Raw genomic sequence first — 17,634 nt, forward strand, 5'->3', positions numbered from 1 at the left:
GTGCAAGATGTTTATTGTGCCAACAGATAGCTTTTGAAAGTCTCGAAGTCCTTTTCCATCCCTACGCTTTGCTTTTCTCCTTGCATGAAGGCTTTTAGTTTGGCGGGGATTTCGATGTCGGCATCCAGTATTTTGTCTACCGTCCCTTTGAACTTGGCGGGATGGGCGGTTTCGAGGAACAGGCCGGTTTCGTTCGGAGCCAGTTTGTTATCGATTAAAGCCTGGTAACCGCAAGCACCGTGAGGGTCTAACACGTAGCCCGTTTCGTTGTAAACTTGCTTCATGGTAGCCCCGATCTCTTCGTCTGTGAAACGGTAACCGCTGATCAGCTGGCTGATTTCCGCGTGCGGGTTGCCGTTCTTGCCGTACAAGTCCAGGATGCGGGCGAAGTTGCTCGGATCACCGACATCCATCGCATTGGCGATGGTCGGAACGGAGGGACGCGGCGTGTAAACCCCCGTGTGCAGGTATTCCAGGAACACGTCGTTGCGGTTGTTGGCAGCCACGAAACGTTTGATCGGCAACCCCATCCGATGTGCAAACAAACCAGCTGTGATATTGCCGAAGTTTCCACTGGGGACGGATACAATCAGTTGGTCCGCTTTGCCTATTTTATCCAGTTGCGCATACGCGTTGAAGTAGTAGAAAGATTGCGGAAGGAAACGTGCCACATTGATGGAGTTGGCTGATGTCAGCTTCATGTGGCGGTTCAACTCTTCATCCATAAAGGCGGACTTGACCAATGCCTGACAGTCGTCGAACGTCCCGTCTACTTCCAGTGCCGTGATGTTTTGTCCAAGCGTAGTGAATTGGCATTCCTGGATCGGGCTTACTTTTCCCTTCGGATAGAGCACGTACACATGAATACCCGGTACGCCGAGAAAACCGTTTGCAACAGCGCTTCCCGTATCACCGGAGGTGGCCACCAACACGTTCACCTGCTTCAATCCTTCTTTTTTAATGAAATAGCCTAACAGGCGGGCCATGAAACGTCCCCCTACGTCCTTGAAAGCCAAAGTCGGGCCGTGGAATAGTTCGAGGCTGTAGATATTGTCGCGTACAGGGACGACCGGCGTCTCGAACGACAGCGTGTCCCGGACGATTGCATCGAGCGTTTCCGGTTCTATATCTTCCCCGAAGAAAGCCTGTGCTGCCGTACAGGCGATTTCATGGAATGATTTGTTTTTGAGACCGGAGATCGTATCCTTGTCCAAAGGCCGGATATGTTCCGGCATATATAAACCTTTGTCACCGGCAAGGCCTTTTACGACGGCTTCTTCCAGTGAGGCAAGCGGAGCTTGTTTGTTCGTGCTGTAATATTTCATAATAATTCTTTTATAAATTCGTCTTTCTCTAATATGCCATGTTTCCCTTCCAGTACGGAGAACTCGTCGAAACGCGTCACACTGTCGGGCTCCTGTCCCGGTTTATAGATAAGGAAAGGGACGGGAGTATTCGTATGTGTACGGATGGCACAAGGAGTCGGATGGTCGGGCAGGACGGCAATTGCTACCGGTTCATCCCATTTCTGCAATTCCTCGAAGAGGATACCGATGGCTCGTTTGTCCAGGTTTTCGATGGTCCGGATTTTCAGATCTACATCTCCTTCGTGTCCGGCTTCGTCGCTGGCTTCGACATGAAGATAAACGAAATCGTTTGTTTTCAGTGCTTCGAGGGCGGCATGCGCTTTTCCTTCGTAGTTCGTGTCGTAGAGTCCGGTGGCACCTTCCACGTCGATTACTTCCAGGCCGGCATAAACGCCTATGCCTCGTATCAGATCGACGGCCGAGATGACGGAACCCTGCTTGAAGCCATACATTTTCTGCATGGTTTGCATAGCCGGACGATATCCCGGCGACCAGGGCCATATGCTGTTTGCCGGGTCTTTCCCGGCAGCGATGCGCCGGAGGTTGACGGGGTGGTCTTTCAGTATCTCCTGCGATTGCAGGATCAGGTTGTTCAGCAGATCGGCGGTTTCCTGTGCTTCGGGTGCTTCCGGTTTGATCATCAGGGGACGGAAGGGATGTAGAGGCACATCGTGTGGCGGAGTGCAGTCCAGGCGCTTATCGCCTCCTTTCACAATCAACAGGTGGCGGTAAGACACACCGGTATAGAAATGTATGTGGTCGGACCCTAATTTCTCATTTAGAAAGCGGATCAGCTCGTCCGCTTCCTCTGTGGTGATATGGCCGGATGAATGATTCTTCAGGATATCGCCCTCCACGCAGATCAGGTTGCAGCGCATGGCCATTTCACCTGGTTTCAGGTCATATCCGATACTGGCCGCTTCCAGCACGCCCCGTCCTTCGTAGACGGTCGGGAGGTCGTAGCCCAGCACTGCCATGTTCGCCACTTCGCTTCCCGGATGGAAACCGTCGGCAACGGTCTTCATTCGTCCGGTAACGCCCATTTCGGCCAGTTTGTCCATATAGGGAGTGTCCGCATACTGCATTGGTGTCTTGCCGCCCAAGGCCTCTATCGGCTCATCGGCCATACCGTCTCCCAAGATGATGATACTTTTCATAATTCTCTTCTAATAATTGTCAATTGTCAATTATCAATTGTTTAACGGATGTTAGCGATCGAAATAATATCGGCGAAGACTCCAGCCGCCGTGACATCGGCTCCGGCTCCATAGCCTTTGATGATCATAGGATACTCGTGGTATCGTTCGGTAGAGATCATGATGATGTTGTTGCTGCCCTCCAGTTCGTAGAACGGGTGGTGGGCATCCACTTCCTGCAAACCGACTTCGCATGCCCCGTTTTCCATCTTGGCGACGAAGCGGAAACGCTTGTCTTCCGCTTCCAACTGCTGGCGCTTCTCTTCGAACCGGGCATCTAGGCCCTGTATGTTACGCCAAAAATCGTTCAACGAGCCTTCAAAATAGCTTTCGGGAATGAAAAGGTTGCGTTTCACATCTTCCTGTTCTACCTTGTATCCGGCTTCACGTGCCAGGATTACCAGCTTGCGGATCACGTCTTTCCCGCTCAGGTCGATGCGGGGGTCCGGTTCGGAATATCCTTCTTCTTTAGCCATCATGATCGCTTTGCTGAAAGGAATGTCCGCACTCAACGTATTGAAGATATAGTTGAGCGTTCCGGAAAGGACAGCCTCCAGTTTCAGGATATGGTCGCCGCTGTTGATCAGGTCGTTCATCGTGTTGATGATCGGCAGTCCGGCCCCTACGTTCGTTTCGAACAGGAACTTGATGCCGCGGTGACGGGCTGTTTCTTTCAGTTTGATATAGTTTTCGTATGAAGAGGATGCAGCGATCTTGTTTGCCGCAACGACCGATACGTTATTGTTCAGCAATTCTTCGTACAGATCGGAGACCGCCTGGTTGGCCGTGCAGTCCACGAACACCGAGTTAAAGATATTCATCTTCAGGATTTCTTCTTTCAGATGTTCGGGCGAACTTTCCTGTCCGTTCTTTTTCAGTTCGTCAATACAGGTTTCCAGGTTCAACCCTTCGCGGCAGAAAATGGCATGCTTGCTGTTAGCTATGCCGACCACATTCAGTTTCAGCCCGTTCTGCTGCATCAGTTTCGGTTGCTGGATGCGGATCTGTTCCAACAGGTTGCCTCCGACCGTACCGACACCCGCTATGAAAAGGTTTAACACTTTGTATTGGGAAAGAAAAAAGGAGTCGTGGATCGAGTTCAATGCCTTGCGCAGGTATTTCAGCTTGATGACGAAAGAAATGTTCGTTTCGGAAGCCCCCTGTGCGCAAGCGATTACGCTGATACCTGCGCTGCCCAGTGTTCCGAACAACTTGCCGGCTATACCCGGAGTACGTTTCATGTTTTCGCCTACGATAGCGACAGTGGCCAGATCCTTTTCTGCTACCGTGTCGCTCATATCACCCTGGGCGCGTTCGAGTGCGAATTCTTCGTCCAATACTCTAACTGCCAGGTCTGCATCTGCATTCCGGACGGCAAATGTCGTATTGTTTTCCGAGCTGGCCTGTGATACCATAAACACGCTGATGCCATTCTTTGCCAATGTCTTGAAAATACGATAGTTGACGCCGATAACACCCACCATGCCCAGACCTTGCACCGTGATCAGGCACGTGTCGTTGATGGAGGAAATACCTTTGATCATCGCCTTGCTGTCATCCTGCACCCGTTCTTTGGAGATATAAGTACCCCTTGCAGTCGGGTTGAAGGTATTCAGGATGCGGATCGGTATGTTTTTGTGATAAACCGGATAGATCGTCGGAGGATAAATCACTTTTGCTCCGAAGTTGCATAATTCCATCGCTTCCGTGAATGTCAGTCGGTCGATGACATAAGCCGAACTGATCACACGCGGATCGGCCGTCATGAAGCCATCCACATCCGTCCAGATCTCCAGCCTGCGGGCATTAAGTGCTGTTGCCAGGATAGAGGCCGTATAGTCGGAGCCTCCGCGTCCGAGGTTAGTCACTTCTCCTTCCTTGCTGGAAGATATAAAGCCGGGAACCAGAGATACTTTAGGCAGCGGGTCGAATGTTTCTTCGATCAGGCGGTTTGTCAATTCGAAATCGACGATATGCTTGTTGAACTGTTTGACCGTTTTGATGAATTTGCGCGAGTCGAACAGTTTGGCCTCGTTTATCACGTTCGAAACGATCAGAGAGGAGATACGTTCGCCGTAGCTGACGATCGTGTCGGAAGTTTTGGCCGACAAGTCGTTGATGAGGTACACACCTTTGTAAATATTACCCAGTTCGTCGAGCAAAGCCATCACTTGCTTCTGCACTTCGATCCGTTTTGTTTTGTCGGGGATAACACCTTGTATGACGTCGAGATGGCGGGCTACGATTTCGGAAAACTCTCTTTCATAAGCTACGTCTCCGTTCGTCGCCATCGAGGCTGTCTTCAGCAGTTTGTCCGTGATCCCTCCTAAGGCGGATACTACGACGATTACAGGCTCTTCAATGGCCTCTACTATCTTCTTTACACTCAGGATGCTATCCACGGAACCTACGGATGTTCCGCCGAATTTCAATACTTTCATCGATATGTATTTATTTAGTTGACAATCGGTAATCGACAATTGGCAGTTTAAAAACAAAACTGCATGCCGGTTTGAGAATGTCAGTTATTTACTGATTATTGATTGATTTGAAAAAAAGAAACGCAAGTGCAATGTGAGAATTGCAACAACGCGGGACGTGGTCTCCGCATTTGTCTATTTGTATATGCTAAACCCCCCAAGGGGTCATTGTCAGTGCCCAGGTATGATATGTGAAACCTGTTAATGTCATTTGCGATTTTCCTTGTGTTTATATTTACGTCGGCAATATTACGCATTATTTTTCAAATGCAAGCATTTTTTTGCCTGAAAGTTGAAATTTGACAGAAAAAAGTTCGATATCACGCCAAAAAGAAGGACGTAGTTCTAACAGGACTTGGCGGGACGATGTTTTAGCCGGTTTTCCTGGCCATCGGAACGGAAGATTATAAAACCATCCTACTTGCATGAGGGTATAGATTCGGTAGAAAAAAAGCCTGGAAAAAGCTTTCCTGATGGTCTTGTTATTTTACAATCTGAATATTTTTTAGCCTTTCCGATTAAAAAATATATTATTTTAGTTTGATTAATTATAAATTTAATATATTTGCATCTATTAGTGTGTCGAATACAATGTCCTGTTAGAACTACGTCCTTTGATTGAGGATCATTATGCTTTCTATACCTTAAATTAAAAGGAAACGTTTTTATAGGCCAATGTGGTTATACTTGAATGTATCATTTAAATCTATTGATTATGAAAAGGTTCTTTTGGGTTCTTTTTGTGATGTCCTTATGGGGGCATTTGCTGATGGCGCAGGAAAAGGCTGTGTCAGGTATCGTAGTTTCTACCGAAGACGGCTTGCCGATGATCGGGGTGGCTGTCGTAGACAAGCAGACGATGAATGGCGTAACCACCAACGAAAAAGGAGAGTTTTCGATGACCGTTTCTCCTCGTACGAAAACACTGCATCTCTCTTACTTGGGATATAAGACAAAGGAAGTTACCATTTCCGGCCGTAGCATGAAGATCGAAATGGAGCCGGACATGGTAGCTATCGACGAGGTGATGGTTGTTGCTTATGGTACAGGAAAGAAGTCGACCTTTACAGGATCGGCCAGCGTGGTCAAAAAAGAATCGCTGGAGAAGATCAAAGCATCCAATGTAACCCAGGCTTTGCAAGGGCAAAGCAGCGGTGTGCAGGTGTTGAACAATTCCGGTGAGCCGGGCGAAGATGCGACGATCATGATCCGTGGTATCGGTTCCATGAACGCATCCAGTTCCCCGCTTTATGTGGTCGACGGAACGGCTTATGACGGTTACCTGAATGCTATCAACCCGAACGACATCGAGTCCATGACTATTCTGAAAGATGCCTCGGCCACCGCCTTGTACGGCTCTCGCGCAGCCAATGGGGTCGTGATGATCACAACGCGTAAGGGCGCAAGCGAGAAAGGGCAGATCAATTTCCGTTCAACTTGGGGATTCTCCAGTTTGGCTGTAGGGTTGCCGGATCAACTGTCACCTGACCAACTATCGCAATTGACTTGGCGTGCTTTGTATAATGGCTATCTGGATTCAGGTTATCGGGACGAAGATTCCCGTTCCTATGCGTCTTATTATGTGATGGGTGAGTTCGGTAATAACCCTTATAACATTGATATGCCGGTCGGGACAGATGGGAAGATGGATCCCGATGCCAAGTTGAATTATTGGGGAGATTGGAGAAACGCTTTGTTGAAATCCCGTCTGCGTCAGGAATATACGATAGACTTCAGTGGTAAGAATAAAAAAGCCGACTACTTTATATCAGCCGGTTACCTGAACGATAAAGGTGTATTTTCTATCCAGCGTTTCGAACGCTATTCAACACGGGCAAACTTGAACTATAATGTAAACAAATGGTTGAAGGTCGGAACCAACATCAGTTTGTCTCATAGCGTGCGCGAAGGGTCTGCCAGTGATCAGACTGTATGGCTTTTGCGTACGATGCCGACAGTGTATCCTATTTATGAATGGGACAGTGCGACGAATGCCTACAGATTGGACAAGAACGGCAATCGTATTTTTGACTACGGAAACTACCGTACATCCTGGAGTGGGACTAACCCGTTGGCTGATGATACCTATAACAAGTCTCCTTGGACACATGACGATGTTTCCAATCGTACCTATTTTGAAATAACATTCATCCCGGGATTGAAGTGGCGTACCAATTTCAGCGTGGATTTTTATCAGTATAATTATGATGGCTATGTAAACAGCGAATATGGCTTTGCTGCCGGTTATAAAGGTTCAGCCTATAAGGAAAGCGACCGGAATCTTTCTTATACGATCAACAACCTGTTGACTTATGAGAAATCTTTCGGGGATCATTCTTTGTCCGTTTTATTGGGACAGGAAGCCTATGCTTTGGAATATAAGTTGTTATCTGCTGAAAAGCAGGGATTTCCTTTTCCAGGTGTTACGGAGATCGGTTCGGCAGCCGTGATGAGCAGCATGAATTCTTACACCGACAAATACCGTCTGTTAAGCTGGTTGAGCCGTGTCGAATATGATTATAAAGACCGTTATTACATTTCCGGCAGCTTCCGTACGGACGGCTCTTCCCGTTTTCATCCCGATAATCGTTGGGGGCAATTCTGGTCTTTAGGTGGTTCATGGAGAATATCCAATGAAGAATTTATGAAACCTTATAGTTCCTGGTTGGATAATTTGAAACTGAAAGCCAGCTATGGTGCTGTCGGTAATGATAACTTGGGGACTTATTATGCTTATCAAGGTTTGTATGCGACAGGCATGAACAACTACCGGGATCCGGGTGTTATGGTCAGCCGTTTGTCAAACAAGGATTTGAAATGGGAGACGAATTTGCAGTTCAATGTCGGTTTGGATTTTGCCGTGTTCAATAAGCTGAGCGGTAGTGTCGAGTGGTTCAGCCGTAAGTCTAAAGACCTGTTGTTTACATTGCCGATGGCTCCGTCTACCGGCATGAGCGGTATTGACCGTAATATCGGTGACGTTAAGAACCAGGGTGTCGAATTCTCTTTGAATTATGCTGCCATATCCAATAAAGATTTTAAATGGACCATCGATTTGAACGGGACATCTTATAAGAACCGTATAACCAAGTTGCCGCAGGCCGAAGTCAATGCCGGTGTCTTCAAATGGCGTGAAGGTGAATCCCGCTATAATTTCTGGGGAATCGAGTATGCAGGTGTGAACCCTGAAACCGGAAACGACCAATATTGGAAAACGATTTACGAAACAAACGACAAAGGAGAAAAAGTCGTGAAGGAACGGGTAAAAACCGAAAATTATAATGAGGTGACAAGCGACAGCCAGCAGAAATATCTGGGCGATGCCATTCCAAAATTGTTCGGGGGCTTTACCAATAACTTCTCATATAAAGGCATCGACCTTTCTTTCATGATCTATTACAGTATCGGCGGCAAGCTGTATGACAGCGACTATGCGCAATCCATGTATTACCGGAGAGGCTATAGCATGCACCCGGATATGTTGGATTCTTGGACTCCTGAAAATCCGAATGCCGAGTTCCCTCGCTTGACCACCTACTATAATTATGCGAATTATATGAGTTCCTATACTTCCAAATTTATTTTCAACAACTCTTTTGCGAGGTTGAGGAATGTGACGTTGGGATACACGTTGCCTAAAAATTTCACGAAGAAGTTCCAGGTCAATTCATTACGCTTGTTCGTCCAGGGGGATAACTTGGTTACGATTGGTAGTGCAGCCCGTCGTGGTACGGACCCGGAACAAAGCATATCCGGAACGACCGCCAACCGGTTCCCGGTGACGAAGTCCGTTTCATTCGGTCTGCAACTTAATTTGTAAGAAGTCTAATTAAATAAATGATGAAGAATATGAAATCAAAGAACTATATATTGTCGGTTTTGGCTATAGGTCTCATGACGGGAAGTATGGTTTCCTGTAGTGATTTTTTGGATACGAAACCATCGACATCTGTCGATGATACGGATGTCTTTCAAACAACTTCCGGCGCACAGTCTGCTTTGAATGGTTGTTACTATCAAATGCGTGCCTATGGTAGCGGGGGAGCTAACCGGGGTGACGACTACGGTATACCTTCTATCCAGATGATTTCGGACATGTGCGGTGAAGATGTGATGAATAATGGTAGTGGATGGTATTTATATAACTATAATTATTGGGGAGAAACTCAAGCTAATATATTCCGTACAGATCAGTTGTGGACCTTCCATTACCGGTTGGTCAATAACTTGAATTCCGTAATCACTTATGTCGATGATTCGGAAGGCGAAGATATGGATAAGCAATATATCAAAGGGCAGGCTTTGGCTTTGCGCGGATGGGCCTATTTCGATTTGGCCCGCTTGTATCAGCAGACTTATGCTATCGCAAAGGACATGCCGGGAGTTCCTATTTATACGGAACCGACTGTAGACGGTACACAAGGTAAACCGCGTGGAACGTTGGAAGAAACCTATCAGCAGATCTTGTCAGACCTGACGACTGCCGAATCGATGTTGGAGGGCTTTGTTCGTAGTTCCAGCTATCCGAACGTGTTTGACCAAACGGTTGTACAAGGTGTTTTGTCTCAAGTCTATCAAGTAATGAATAACTGGGCGAAATCGGAAGAATATGCTAAAAAGGTGCTGGCGGTTTATCCTTTGACGACTGCAGAAGAGTATGCAAATGGATTTAATGACCACCTTACCAAATCTTGGATTTGGGGAATTAAACAGACGGAAGAGCAGAATATGGGCGACTATTCTCCTTTTGCTATGTGGTACAACGGTGATCGTAAATGTTGGACTTTTGCAGGCTTTATCCTCTCTGATCAGTTTGTGGATTTGTTTGACGAAGATGATATTCGCTTCAAACAGTTCGAGAATTGGTCTACGGGTTCTGGCCAGACGAAAAAAGAATTCTGGATTTCTCATAAGTTCAGGGATAATGAGGACTGCCGCGGATCGATGGTTGTCATGCGTTCCGACGAAATGTTGCTGAATGCGGCGGAAGCTTGTGCGCACCAGGGAAAAGATACGGAAGCGAAAGCGCTATTGTGGCAGCTTCAGGACTTGCGTAATGCCAAGCGTACGGAAGCAAGTGGCGATGAACTGATCGAAGCTATTTTAAAAGAAAGAAGAAAAGAACTCTATGGAGAAGGTTTTTCTTTGTTTGATATGCTTCGGACGCAGAAGGGCCTGGAACGAACCGGTAACCATATGGACTGGGGGGGCTTGATCACGTTGCCCGCCAAATCATGGCGTTTCATCTTCCAGTTGCCGGGAGCCGAAATGAAGAACAACAAATCTTTAGTCGATGAAATCTGGCCGGCCGGTGACCAGAATCCGTTTGACGGGGTCTATGAACCGTGAGATTTTGGGCGGTATGTCGGAGCTACCTCCTTCTTGGTCAAAGCGATGACATACATAGTCGATGATTAAAGGAGGATTTGTATTCCCATGATCACCGGCCTGCATTTGCAGGAACGCAGGCCGCCGTTTATAGGAACGCAGGCTGGTGATTGCAGGAACGTCGGGAGACATTCCTTACGGGATTTGACACAATTGGCACATTTGACATCGGTTTGCTAAACTATATATAGGTAATAATATATATTCAGGTATATATACCTACATAGGTATATTAAATAATTAATTATTTATCTCGCGTATATATATTTCTACAACCCCATGTCAAATGTGCCAAATGTGTCATCGTTTCCCTTTCTCCATGTCTTCCCGGCTTTTGCTCTGTGTCACGAGATAAACACCTGTGAAGACCAAGACAGCCGACAGGACTTTCTGCCAGGAAAGGGTGTCCTGGCCGATCATGACGGCAATGAACGAGGCGACGATCGGCTGCACGTAGTTGTACATGCTGACTGTTGTCGGGCGGATTCTCTTCAACGACATCGGGATGAGCAGGTAGGGGAGGAACGTCGCCCCGAAGAGGACGTAGAAGATCGCGCCCAGTTCCGTGAAGTCCCAAACCTCCCGGTGGAAAGCGGGAGCGTCGAGCACATGCCGGAAGGTGAAGGGGACCAGCGTCAGTGTCGTGAAGAGGAACATCCATTTCATCATCGTGACCGATGAATAGCGCAGGGAGAGCGGTTTCGACAGAACCAGGTAGATGGCATACATCAACCCGCTGACGATCATCATCATGTCACCGTCGAGGCTGCTGATGCTGTCGATGGCATGCGTGGAGCTGAAGACAAGCAGCAGGCCGCCGCTGACCCCCATGAACACACCGAACGACTTCTTCCGGGTGATCGGCTCCTTCAGTATGACGGCGGCCAGCAGCAGGACGAAGATCGGCACGGCGGTGGCGATGATGGAGGCGTCGACTGGAGAAGAACGGTTCAGCCCGACGATGAACAATCCCTGATTGATCCCCACTCCGCAAAGGGCGCATACAAAAAGCATCCCCAAGTCTTTCAACGGCACTTTCTCTTTTACCGTGAAGAGAGACACGATCCAGAACATCACACAGGCGAAAGCCATGCGCATGATCGTAAGACCTTCGGGGGGAACGTGTGCCGGCAGCAGATATTTGGATATCGGCATGTTGACGGCAAACAGGATATTGGTTATCAATATCAGGATGTGACCTTTCAGTTTCTCGCTGTTCATGACAAGTGTTCTTATTTATAACGCTCTTTTTCCTTGATAAACCCGTTGCGGAACGCGTAAAGGAGTTTTTCGAGATCATGGATCTGTTGTTGCAGGTCCGCCCCCTTGTCTGTGTCCTTGACCATCTGGCGGTGGGAGTTCAGTTCGACGACGATGGTGGTCGAACGGATGTCTTTGCCCTCCTTGATGGCCTGGTCGGTCGACAGGAACGGTTCGTGCTGTACAAGCTGGAAGCCGCGCGAATGGTAGACCAGGGTATAACCTGCAATGCCTGTCTCCGGGTGGTAGGCTTTGGAGAAGCCGCCGTCGATGACAAGCAGTTTCCCGTTTGCCTTGATCGGGTTCTCGCCTTTGATGGAGCGTACGGGGACATGTCCGTTGATGATGTGGCGGTGCCGGCCGGTGACGCCGAACTCGTCCAGCAGCATGTCACAGACCGATTCTTCTTCTCGGAGGGAATAGTAGGCGCCTTTTTCCTCCTTCTGCACCGATTTGTCGTCGATGAAGCAGCGTTCGAAAGTCGCCATCCGGCTCTTGTCGAAGAGAGGGGAGTCCTTGCCTTCCCAAAGATACCAGATGTAATCCATCGCGAAGTCCTTCTCCGGGCTGTCGTCGGCATCGAAATAGGCGGTGCGTACCAGCTGGTCCACTTTATCCAGCAGGGCTTTGCCCTTATATTCCGTTCCTTCGATACGGATCGCCTTGAGCGTGCCGTCCGGGTTCATCGGGACGGAGGCGTGGAAGAGTAGGTTGGAGTTGCAGACCTGGTACATGCTGCCGTGCGTGAACAGGCAGCGCATGTGCTTTTTCAGTTTCTCGCTACATTCGAACGAATGCTTGATGCGCCGCATCAGTTCTTCTTCTTCGATCGAAAGGGCATAGGGGTCCTTGGCATTGAGAGTCGGCCAGTTCTTGTCTTTCAACTCGTATTCCTTTCCTTCGATACGGATCGTCCCGCGGTGGAGGTCGATATGGTGGAGCAACAGGCGGTCGTCCATCCCGAATTCCGGACGGCGGCGGATGATCTCGCCTTCCAGCTTGAACTGTATGATCGTGATCGCCTTGTGCATGCGGGCGATCAGTTGGGTTGTCTTTTCATCGAAGGTCGCATCCGATGCGTTCGTACGCGGGATGAACAGTTCGCAGGGGTCGTCTCCATAGACTTCCATGGCGAATGTCGCCAAGGGCAGGAGGTTGATGCCATAGCCGTCCTCAAGGGTTGCCAGATTGCCGTAGCGCATGCACATGCGGATCACGTTGGCGATGCTCCCCGCGTTGCCGGCGGCGGCCCCCATCCAGAGGATGTCGTGGTTGCCCCACTGGATGTCGAAGTTATGGTAGTTGCAAAGCGTGTCCATGATGATGTGGGCGCCCGGCCCGCGGTCGTAGATGTCGCCGATGATGTGCAGCAGGTCGATCGTCAGGCGTTGGATCAGGTTGCACATGGCGATGATGAAGTCATTGGCCCGGCCGGTCGAAATGATCGTGTTGATGATCTGGTCCACATAGGCGGACTTGTTCGGCTCGTCGCTCGATTCGTGGAGCAGTTCCTGGATGATGTAGGAGAACTCCTTCGGCAGGGCCTTGCGCACTTTCGAGCGCGTGTATTTGGACGAGACGTTCCGGCAGACGCGCACCAGTTGGTTCAGTGTGATCAGATACCAGTCGTCCAGGTCTTTTTCGCGTTGCCGGATCAGTTCCAGTTTTTGTTCCGGATAGTAGATCAGCGTGCAAAGCTCTTTCTTCTCGAAGTCGCGCAGCGTGTTGCTGAATATCTCGTTCACTTTGCGCTTGATTGCACCGGAGGCATTTTTCAGCACATGGTTGAAAGCCTGGTGCTCGCCGTGGATGTCGGACAGGAAATGCTCCGTCCCTTTCGGCAGGTTCAGGATGGCCTCCAGGTTGATGATTTCCGTGCTGGCGTCTGCCACCGTCGGAAAGCTGCGTGCCAGCAGCGTCAGGTAGCGCAGGTCGTTTAATACGTGTTCTGCTGTTATATCTTTAGTCATACCCTATTTTTTTTATTGTCAATCGATTGAAACGTCTCCAAAGTAACAGTCCGAGCGTGGTCAGGCTGATCGGGAAGCCGCACCAGATGCCGATGGCTCCCCAACCAAAGGTGAACCCGCACAGGTAACCGATGGGAAGTGCCAGTCCGAAGTGGCAGAAGAAAGCCATATAAGCCATGTATTTGACATCCGAGATGCCTCGCAGGGCGTTGGCGAAGAGGATTTGCAGTCCGTCGCCTGCCTGATACAGGATCACTGACCAGGCGAGCAGGGCGACCAGTTCGACCACCTCTTTTTCCGGAGTGATGATATATCCCATGATGTTGCGGAAAATCCCGATCAGGAGAACAACGATGGCTGCCGTCCCCATGACCAGATGCAGGCCGGCAAAAGATGCGTGCCGTATGGCAGGCCAGTCGTTCCGGCCCCGGAAGTTGCTTACCCGTATGGTAACCGCCGCCGCTATGCCGTAATAGACCATGAAGCCGAGCGTGGTGATCACGCCTGCCACTTGGTGGGCGGCGAGCGCCGTGCTTCCCAGCCACCCCATCATGATGACACTCAGACTAAACGAGCCTGTCTCGACTCCCATCTGGAAGCCGACCGGTAGGCCGAGGCGGACCAGGTTGCCTATGTTCGCCCGGTTGACTGTCCCTTTCTTGAACCCTTCCCTGTAAAGTTTGTAACGGGAATGCTTGGTAAACAGGACGCAGAATATCCCGAATGTCAGGATACGGCTGGCGAGTGTCGAGATACCGGCTCCGGTAAGCCCAAGTTCAGGGCATCCGAAGTTGCCGTATATAAGCAAGTAGTTCCCGATGATGTTGAGCACGTTGGCTCCTAACATGACGCACATCGGGGTGACCGTGTCTGTCGTGCCGTCGCTGAACTGCTTGAACGAGTTGAACAGCATGGCGAAAATGACCGAGAAGAGTTGCAGGATATAGTAAGGCACGATATAGGGCATCAACTCTTCCGGCTGCTTCAGGATATGGATGTTCAGAAGCAGTGTCAACATGCAGAGGCTGAGTAGCAATCCCACGATGAGGTTGATACAAAGGCTGTTTTTCAGTGTCTCGCCTGCCTTTGCATATTCTTTCTGCGCAAAATACCCTCCGATGATGGGAGTCAGTCCATAGGAAAATCCCATCCCCGCGATGAACACGAGGTTGAAGAAGTTGTTGACAAACGAGGCGGCAGCCAGCTCGGCCGTACTGTGATGCCCGACCATGATGTTGTCGGCAAAGCCTACAACAATAATGCCCAGCTGTCCCAACATGATCGGGACACCCAGGCGTATCGTTTCTTTGTAATGTTCCTTGTAAACCGAAAGTTGCATCATTCCAAAACCTCTACCGACTTGATTACTACATTTTCCGTCGGGCGGTCTTGCTTATTTGTCTTTACTTGCTGGATCGCGTCTACTATGTCCAGGCCTTCCACCACTTCGCCGTAGACGGTGTACTGGTTGTCAAGGAAGGGCACGCCGCCGATCGTCTTGTAGGTCTCGCGCAGTTCGGAAGGCATCTTCGTCTCGTCTTTACGCTTTTCGGCCTCCAGTTCGGTCTTGCCGATCAGGGTGTCGCGGAGCACGGCGAGCTCTTCTTTGTTGCCGCTGCGGTAGAGTTCCATGATCTTGGACTTGTTCTCTGTCTGGAGGCGGTTGAAGATGGCCTGTTTCAGGCGTCCTTCCATCTGCTTTTCCATCTGGCCGAGTTCGGCTTCCGAATATTTCTTGCCCGTGACGATATAGAACTGTGAGGCTGACGATGCTTTTTCCGGGTTCACTTCGTCTCCGGTGCGGGCGGCGCACAAGGCTCCCTTTTTATGGAAATATTGGGGATAGTTGAACTCTGCCGGAATGGTATAGCCCAAGTCGCCGGCTCCTAACTGCTTGTTCATCGGGGCGTCTTTGGAAGTGACATCGCCACCTTGTACCATAAAGTCCTTGATGACGCGGTGGAACAGCAGGCCGTCGTATTGTCCGGCTTTTGCCAGCTTGATGAAATTGTCGCGGTGCTGAGGTGTATTGTTGTATAATTTGAATTTTATCTTTCCGAGTGTGGTGTCCATCACCACTAATGTTTCTTTTGTTTCCATTCTTTGTTGTTTATTTGTTGACTATCTTCATTGACTTGATTTTGATGTTCTTGACAGGACGGTCGTCTGCGTTCGTTTCGGTGAACTGGATCTTGTCGACTGCTTTCATGCCGCTTACGACTTCACCGAAAATCGTGTATTTACCGTCCAGGTGGGGCGTGCCTCCTTCCAGCATATAGGCTTGGCGTTGTTTGGGGGTGAAGGTGATGCCTTGTTCCTTCTCCATCTTGTCTAGCTCCATTTCCGTAAAGAACTTGCCGGTTACGATATAGAACTGGGTGGCCGACGAGGCGCGTTCGGGGTTCTCGTCGTCGCCTGTACGGGCGGCGGCGAACATGCCGCGTTTATGGAAATACTTCGGGTAGACGATCTCTGCCGGAATGGTGTAGTCCAGATCTCCGTCACCTAAGTGCTGTTCCATCGGGGCGTCTTTGGAATTAATGTCGCCTGCCTGTACCATGAATTGTTTGATGACACGGTGGAACAACAGTCCGTCATAGCGGTGTTCCTTCACATTTTTGATAAAATTATCACGATGTTGGGGCGTGTCGTTAAAAAGTTTCACTTTGATCTTTCCCATATCGGTGTCGATCAGTACCAGCGTTTCAACCTCTTGCGCTTGCAAATGGACGGATATCAGAGCCGATAGGGCCACTAAACATATAGCAAACAGCTTTTTCATCTTCATCTTATTTTTGTATTATGGCAACAAAAATAGTGATATTTACTCGTTAAAGCAATCATTTGACACAACCTTTTCCGTTGGCATCTGTTCAAGTTGGTAATTCATCTAAACAAAAAGCATATTTATGAAAACATTGTTGAAAAGCGCAGTTCTACTGCTCGGAATGGGATTGCTTTCTACCCATTCCCAGGCTCAGAAAGTGGTGGTTGAGGATAAAGAACCGAATTCCGTCATGTTTGTCACGATCGATAAGGCGGGCAATGAGATTATCCGGATCATGAATGCATCACAGAGTCCCCGTTTCCACGAACCGAAAGCGCCCCGTTTCCTGCTGACAGACCGGAAAGGCAAGTTTGCTCTCGGTATCGGAGGATATGTGAAACTGGCAGCCGAATATGATTTTGGCGGTATTTCCGATAATATCGACTTTTACCCGGCATTGATTCCCGGCAGAGGACAGTCGTATGTACGGAACCAGTTCCAGATGGACGCCACTACGAGCACGATCTTCCTGAAGCTGGTCGGGCATACGGATCTCTTGGGCGATTTCGTGGTGTATACGGCCGGTAACTTCCGCGGTGGAAGCGGCAAGATATTCGAGTTGAGGAATGCTTATGTGTCGGCACGAGGCTTTACGGCGGGTTACGATTACGGTTCGTTCATGGACTTGGGCAATGTGCCTGCCACGATCGACTTTGCCGGTCCTAACGGGATGTCGATCTATCATGCCACACAGATCCGTTACGAACATGCGCTTGCCAAAGGCTTGAAAGCCGGTATCGGTGTGGAAATGCCGGTTGTGGACGGCCTGACGAACGAGCATGTCAGTATCGCCAAGCAGCGGATGCCGAACTTTCCGGTCTACGTGCAGTATGGCTGGAACCCTAAAAGCCATTTCCGGGCTGCGGCTATTATCAGGAGCATGACCTACGATGATTTGACGGCTCGCAAAGCGGAATCGGAGATCGGATGGGGTGTTCTGGCTTCCGCCACTTTTAACCTGACGAATCGTTTGCAGGTCTATGGACAGGGTGTGTATGGTAAAGGTATCGGGCAGTTCCTGAACGACATGAGCTTGTTGAATGTCGATGTGGTCCCGAATCCTGAAAAAGAAGGGAGGATGCAGGTGCTCCCGATGATGGGCTGGTTTGCCGGCATGCAGTATAATTTCTCTCCGAAAGTGTTTAT

10 protein-coding genes and 1 pseudogene are annotated in these 17,634 nt (G+C 49.4%); 3 read left to right on the forward strand and 8 right to left on the reverse strand.

Annotation, left to right across the window (positions count from 1 at the left end; translation table 11 throughout):
• Positions 1-11 precede the first annotated feature (11 nt).
• The 3 genes from thrC to thrA are packed head-to-tail and all read right to left on the reverse strand — an operon-like array spanning position 12 to position 5,004.
• Positions 12-1,325: a threonine synthase gene (gene thrC, locus BHV83_RS08470; RefSeq protein WP_138272949.1), complete on the reverse strand. Its 1,314-nt coding sequence runs from the start codon at positions 1,323-1,325 to the stop codon at positions 12-14.
• Entirely contained in the window at positions 1,322-2,524 is a 1,203-nt protein-coding gene (locus BHV83_RS08475) for a cofactor-independent phosphoglycerate mutase (RefSeq protein ID WP_138272948.1), read from the reverse strand. Before BHV83_RS08475 ends, thrC begins: the two co-directional genes overlap by 4 nt.
• Before the next feature lie 41 nt (positions 2,525-2,565).
• Positions 2,566-5,004 carry a bifunctional aspartate kinase/homoserine dehydrogenase I gene (thrA, locus tag BHV83_RS08480; protein ID WP_122204287.1) on the reverse strand — a complete coding sequence of 813 codons (2,439 nt, stop codon included), beginning with the start codon at positions 5,002-5,004 and terminating at the stop codon, positions 2,566-2,568.
• 754 nt (positions 5,005-5,758) lie between these two features.
• Here thrA and BHV83_RS08485 point away from each other — a divergent pair.
• A complete protein-coding gene (locus BHV83_RS08485; protein ID WP_122204288.1) occupies positions 5,759-8,863 on the forward strand; it encodes a SusC/RagA family TonB-linked outer membrane protein in 3,105 nt (1,034 codons plus the stop codon).
• A gap of 29 nt (positions 8,864-8,892) precedes the next feature.
• Positions 8,893-10,392, forward strand: coding sequence for a RagB/SusD family nutrient uptake outer membrane protein (locus tag BHV83_RS08490; protein ID WP_005650356.1), 1,500 nt, complete (start codon positions 8,893-8,895; stop codon positions 10,390-10,392).
• A gap of 339 nt (positions 10,393-10,731) precedes the next feature.
• On the opposite strand, the gene BHV83_RS08495 is transcribed toward BHV83_RS08490, so the two are convergent.
• The 5 genes from BHV83_RS08495 to BHV83_RS08515 are packed head-to-tail and all read right to left on the reverse strand — an operon-like array spanning position 10,732 to position 16,443.
• Positions 10,732-11,652: a DMT family transporter gene (locus tag BHV83_RS08495; protein ID WP_005640056.1), complete on the reverse strand. Its 921-nt coding sequence runs from the start codon at positions 11,650-11,652 to the stop codon at positions 10,732-10,734.
• A gap of 11 nt (positions 11,653-11,663) precedes the next feature.
• On the reverse strand, positions 11,664-13,661 hold the full coding sequence (locus BHV83_RS08500; protein ID WP_005640058.1) for a fructose-bisphosphatase class III: 1,998 nt from the start codon (positions 13,659-13,661) through the stop codon (positions 11,664-11,666).
• Complete coding sequence (locus BHV83_RS08505) at positions 13,654-15,003, reverse strand: MATE family efflux transporter (protein ID WP_122205986.1); 1,350 nt, start codon at positions 15,001-15,003, stop codon at positions 13,654-13,656. Before BHV83_RS08505 ends, BHV83_RS08500 begins: the two co-directional genes overlap by 8 nt.
• Entirely contained in the window at positions 15,000-15,761 is a 762-nt protein-coding gene (locus tag BHV83_RS08510) for a peptidylprolyl isomerase (RefSeq protein WP_286757370.1), read from the reverse strand. The genes BHV83_RS08505 and BHV83_RS08510 overlap by 4 nt, the downstream gene beginning before the upstream one ends.
• Positions 15,762-15,771: 10 nt before the next feature.
• The gene (locus BHV83_RS08515; RefSeq protein ID WP_286757372.1) at positions 15,772-16,443 is read right to left on the reverse strand and encodes a peptidylprolyl isomerase; all 672 of its coding nucleotides are present in this window, start codon (positions 16,441-16,443) and stop codon (positions 15,772-15,774) included.
• Positions 16,444-16,570: 127 nt separating this feature from the next.
• Here BHV83_RS08515 and BHV83_RS08520 point away from each other — a divergent pair.
• A pseudogene (locus tag BHV83_RS08520) lies at positions 16,571-17,634 on the forward strand (DcaP family trimeric outer membrane transporter); the annotation flags it as partial.

The sequence above is a fragment of the Parabacteroides sp. merdae-related_45_40 genome (genome assembly GCF_001915675.1).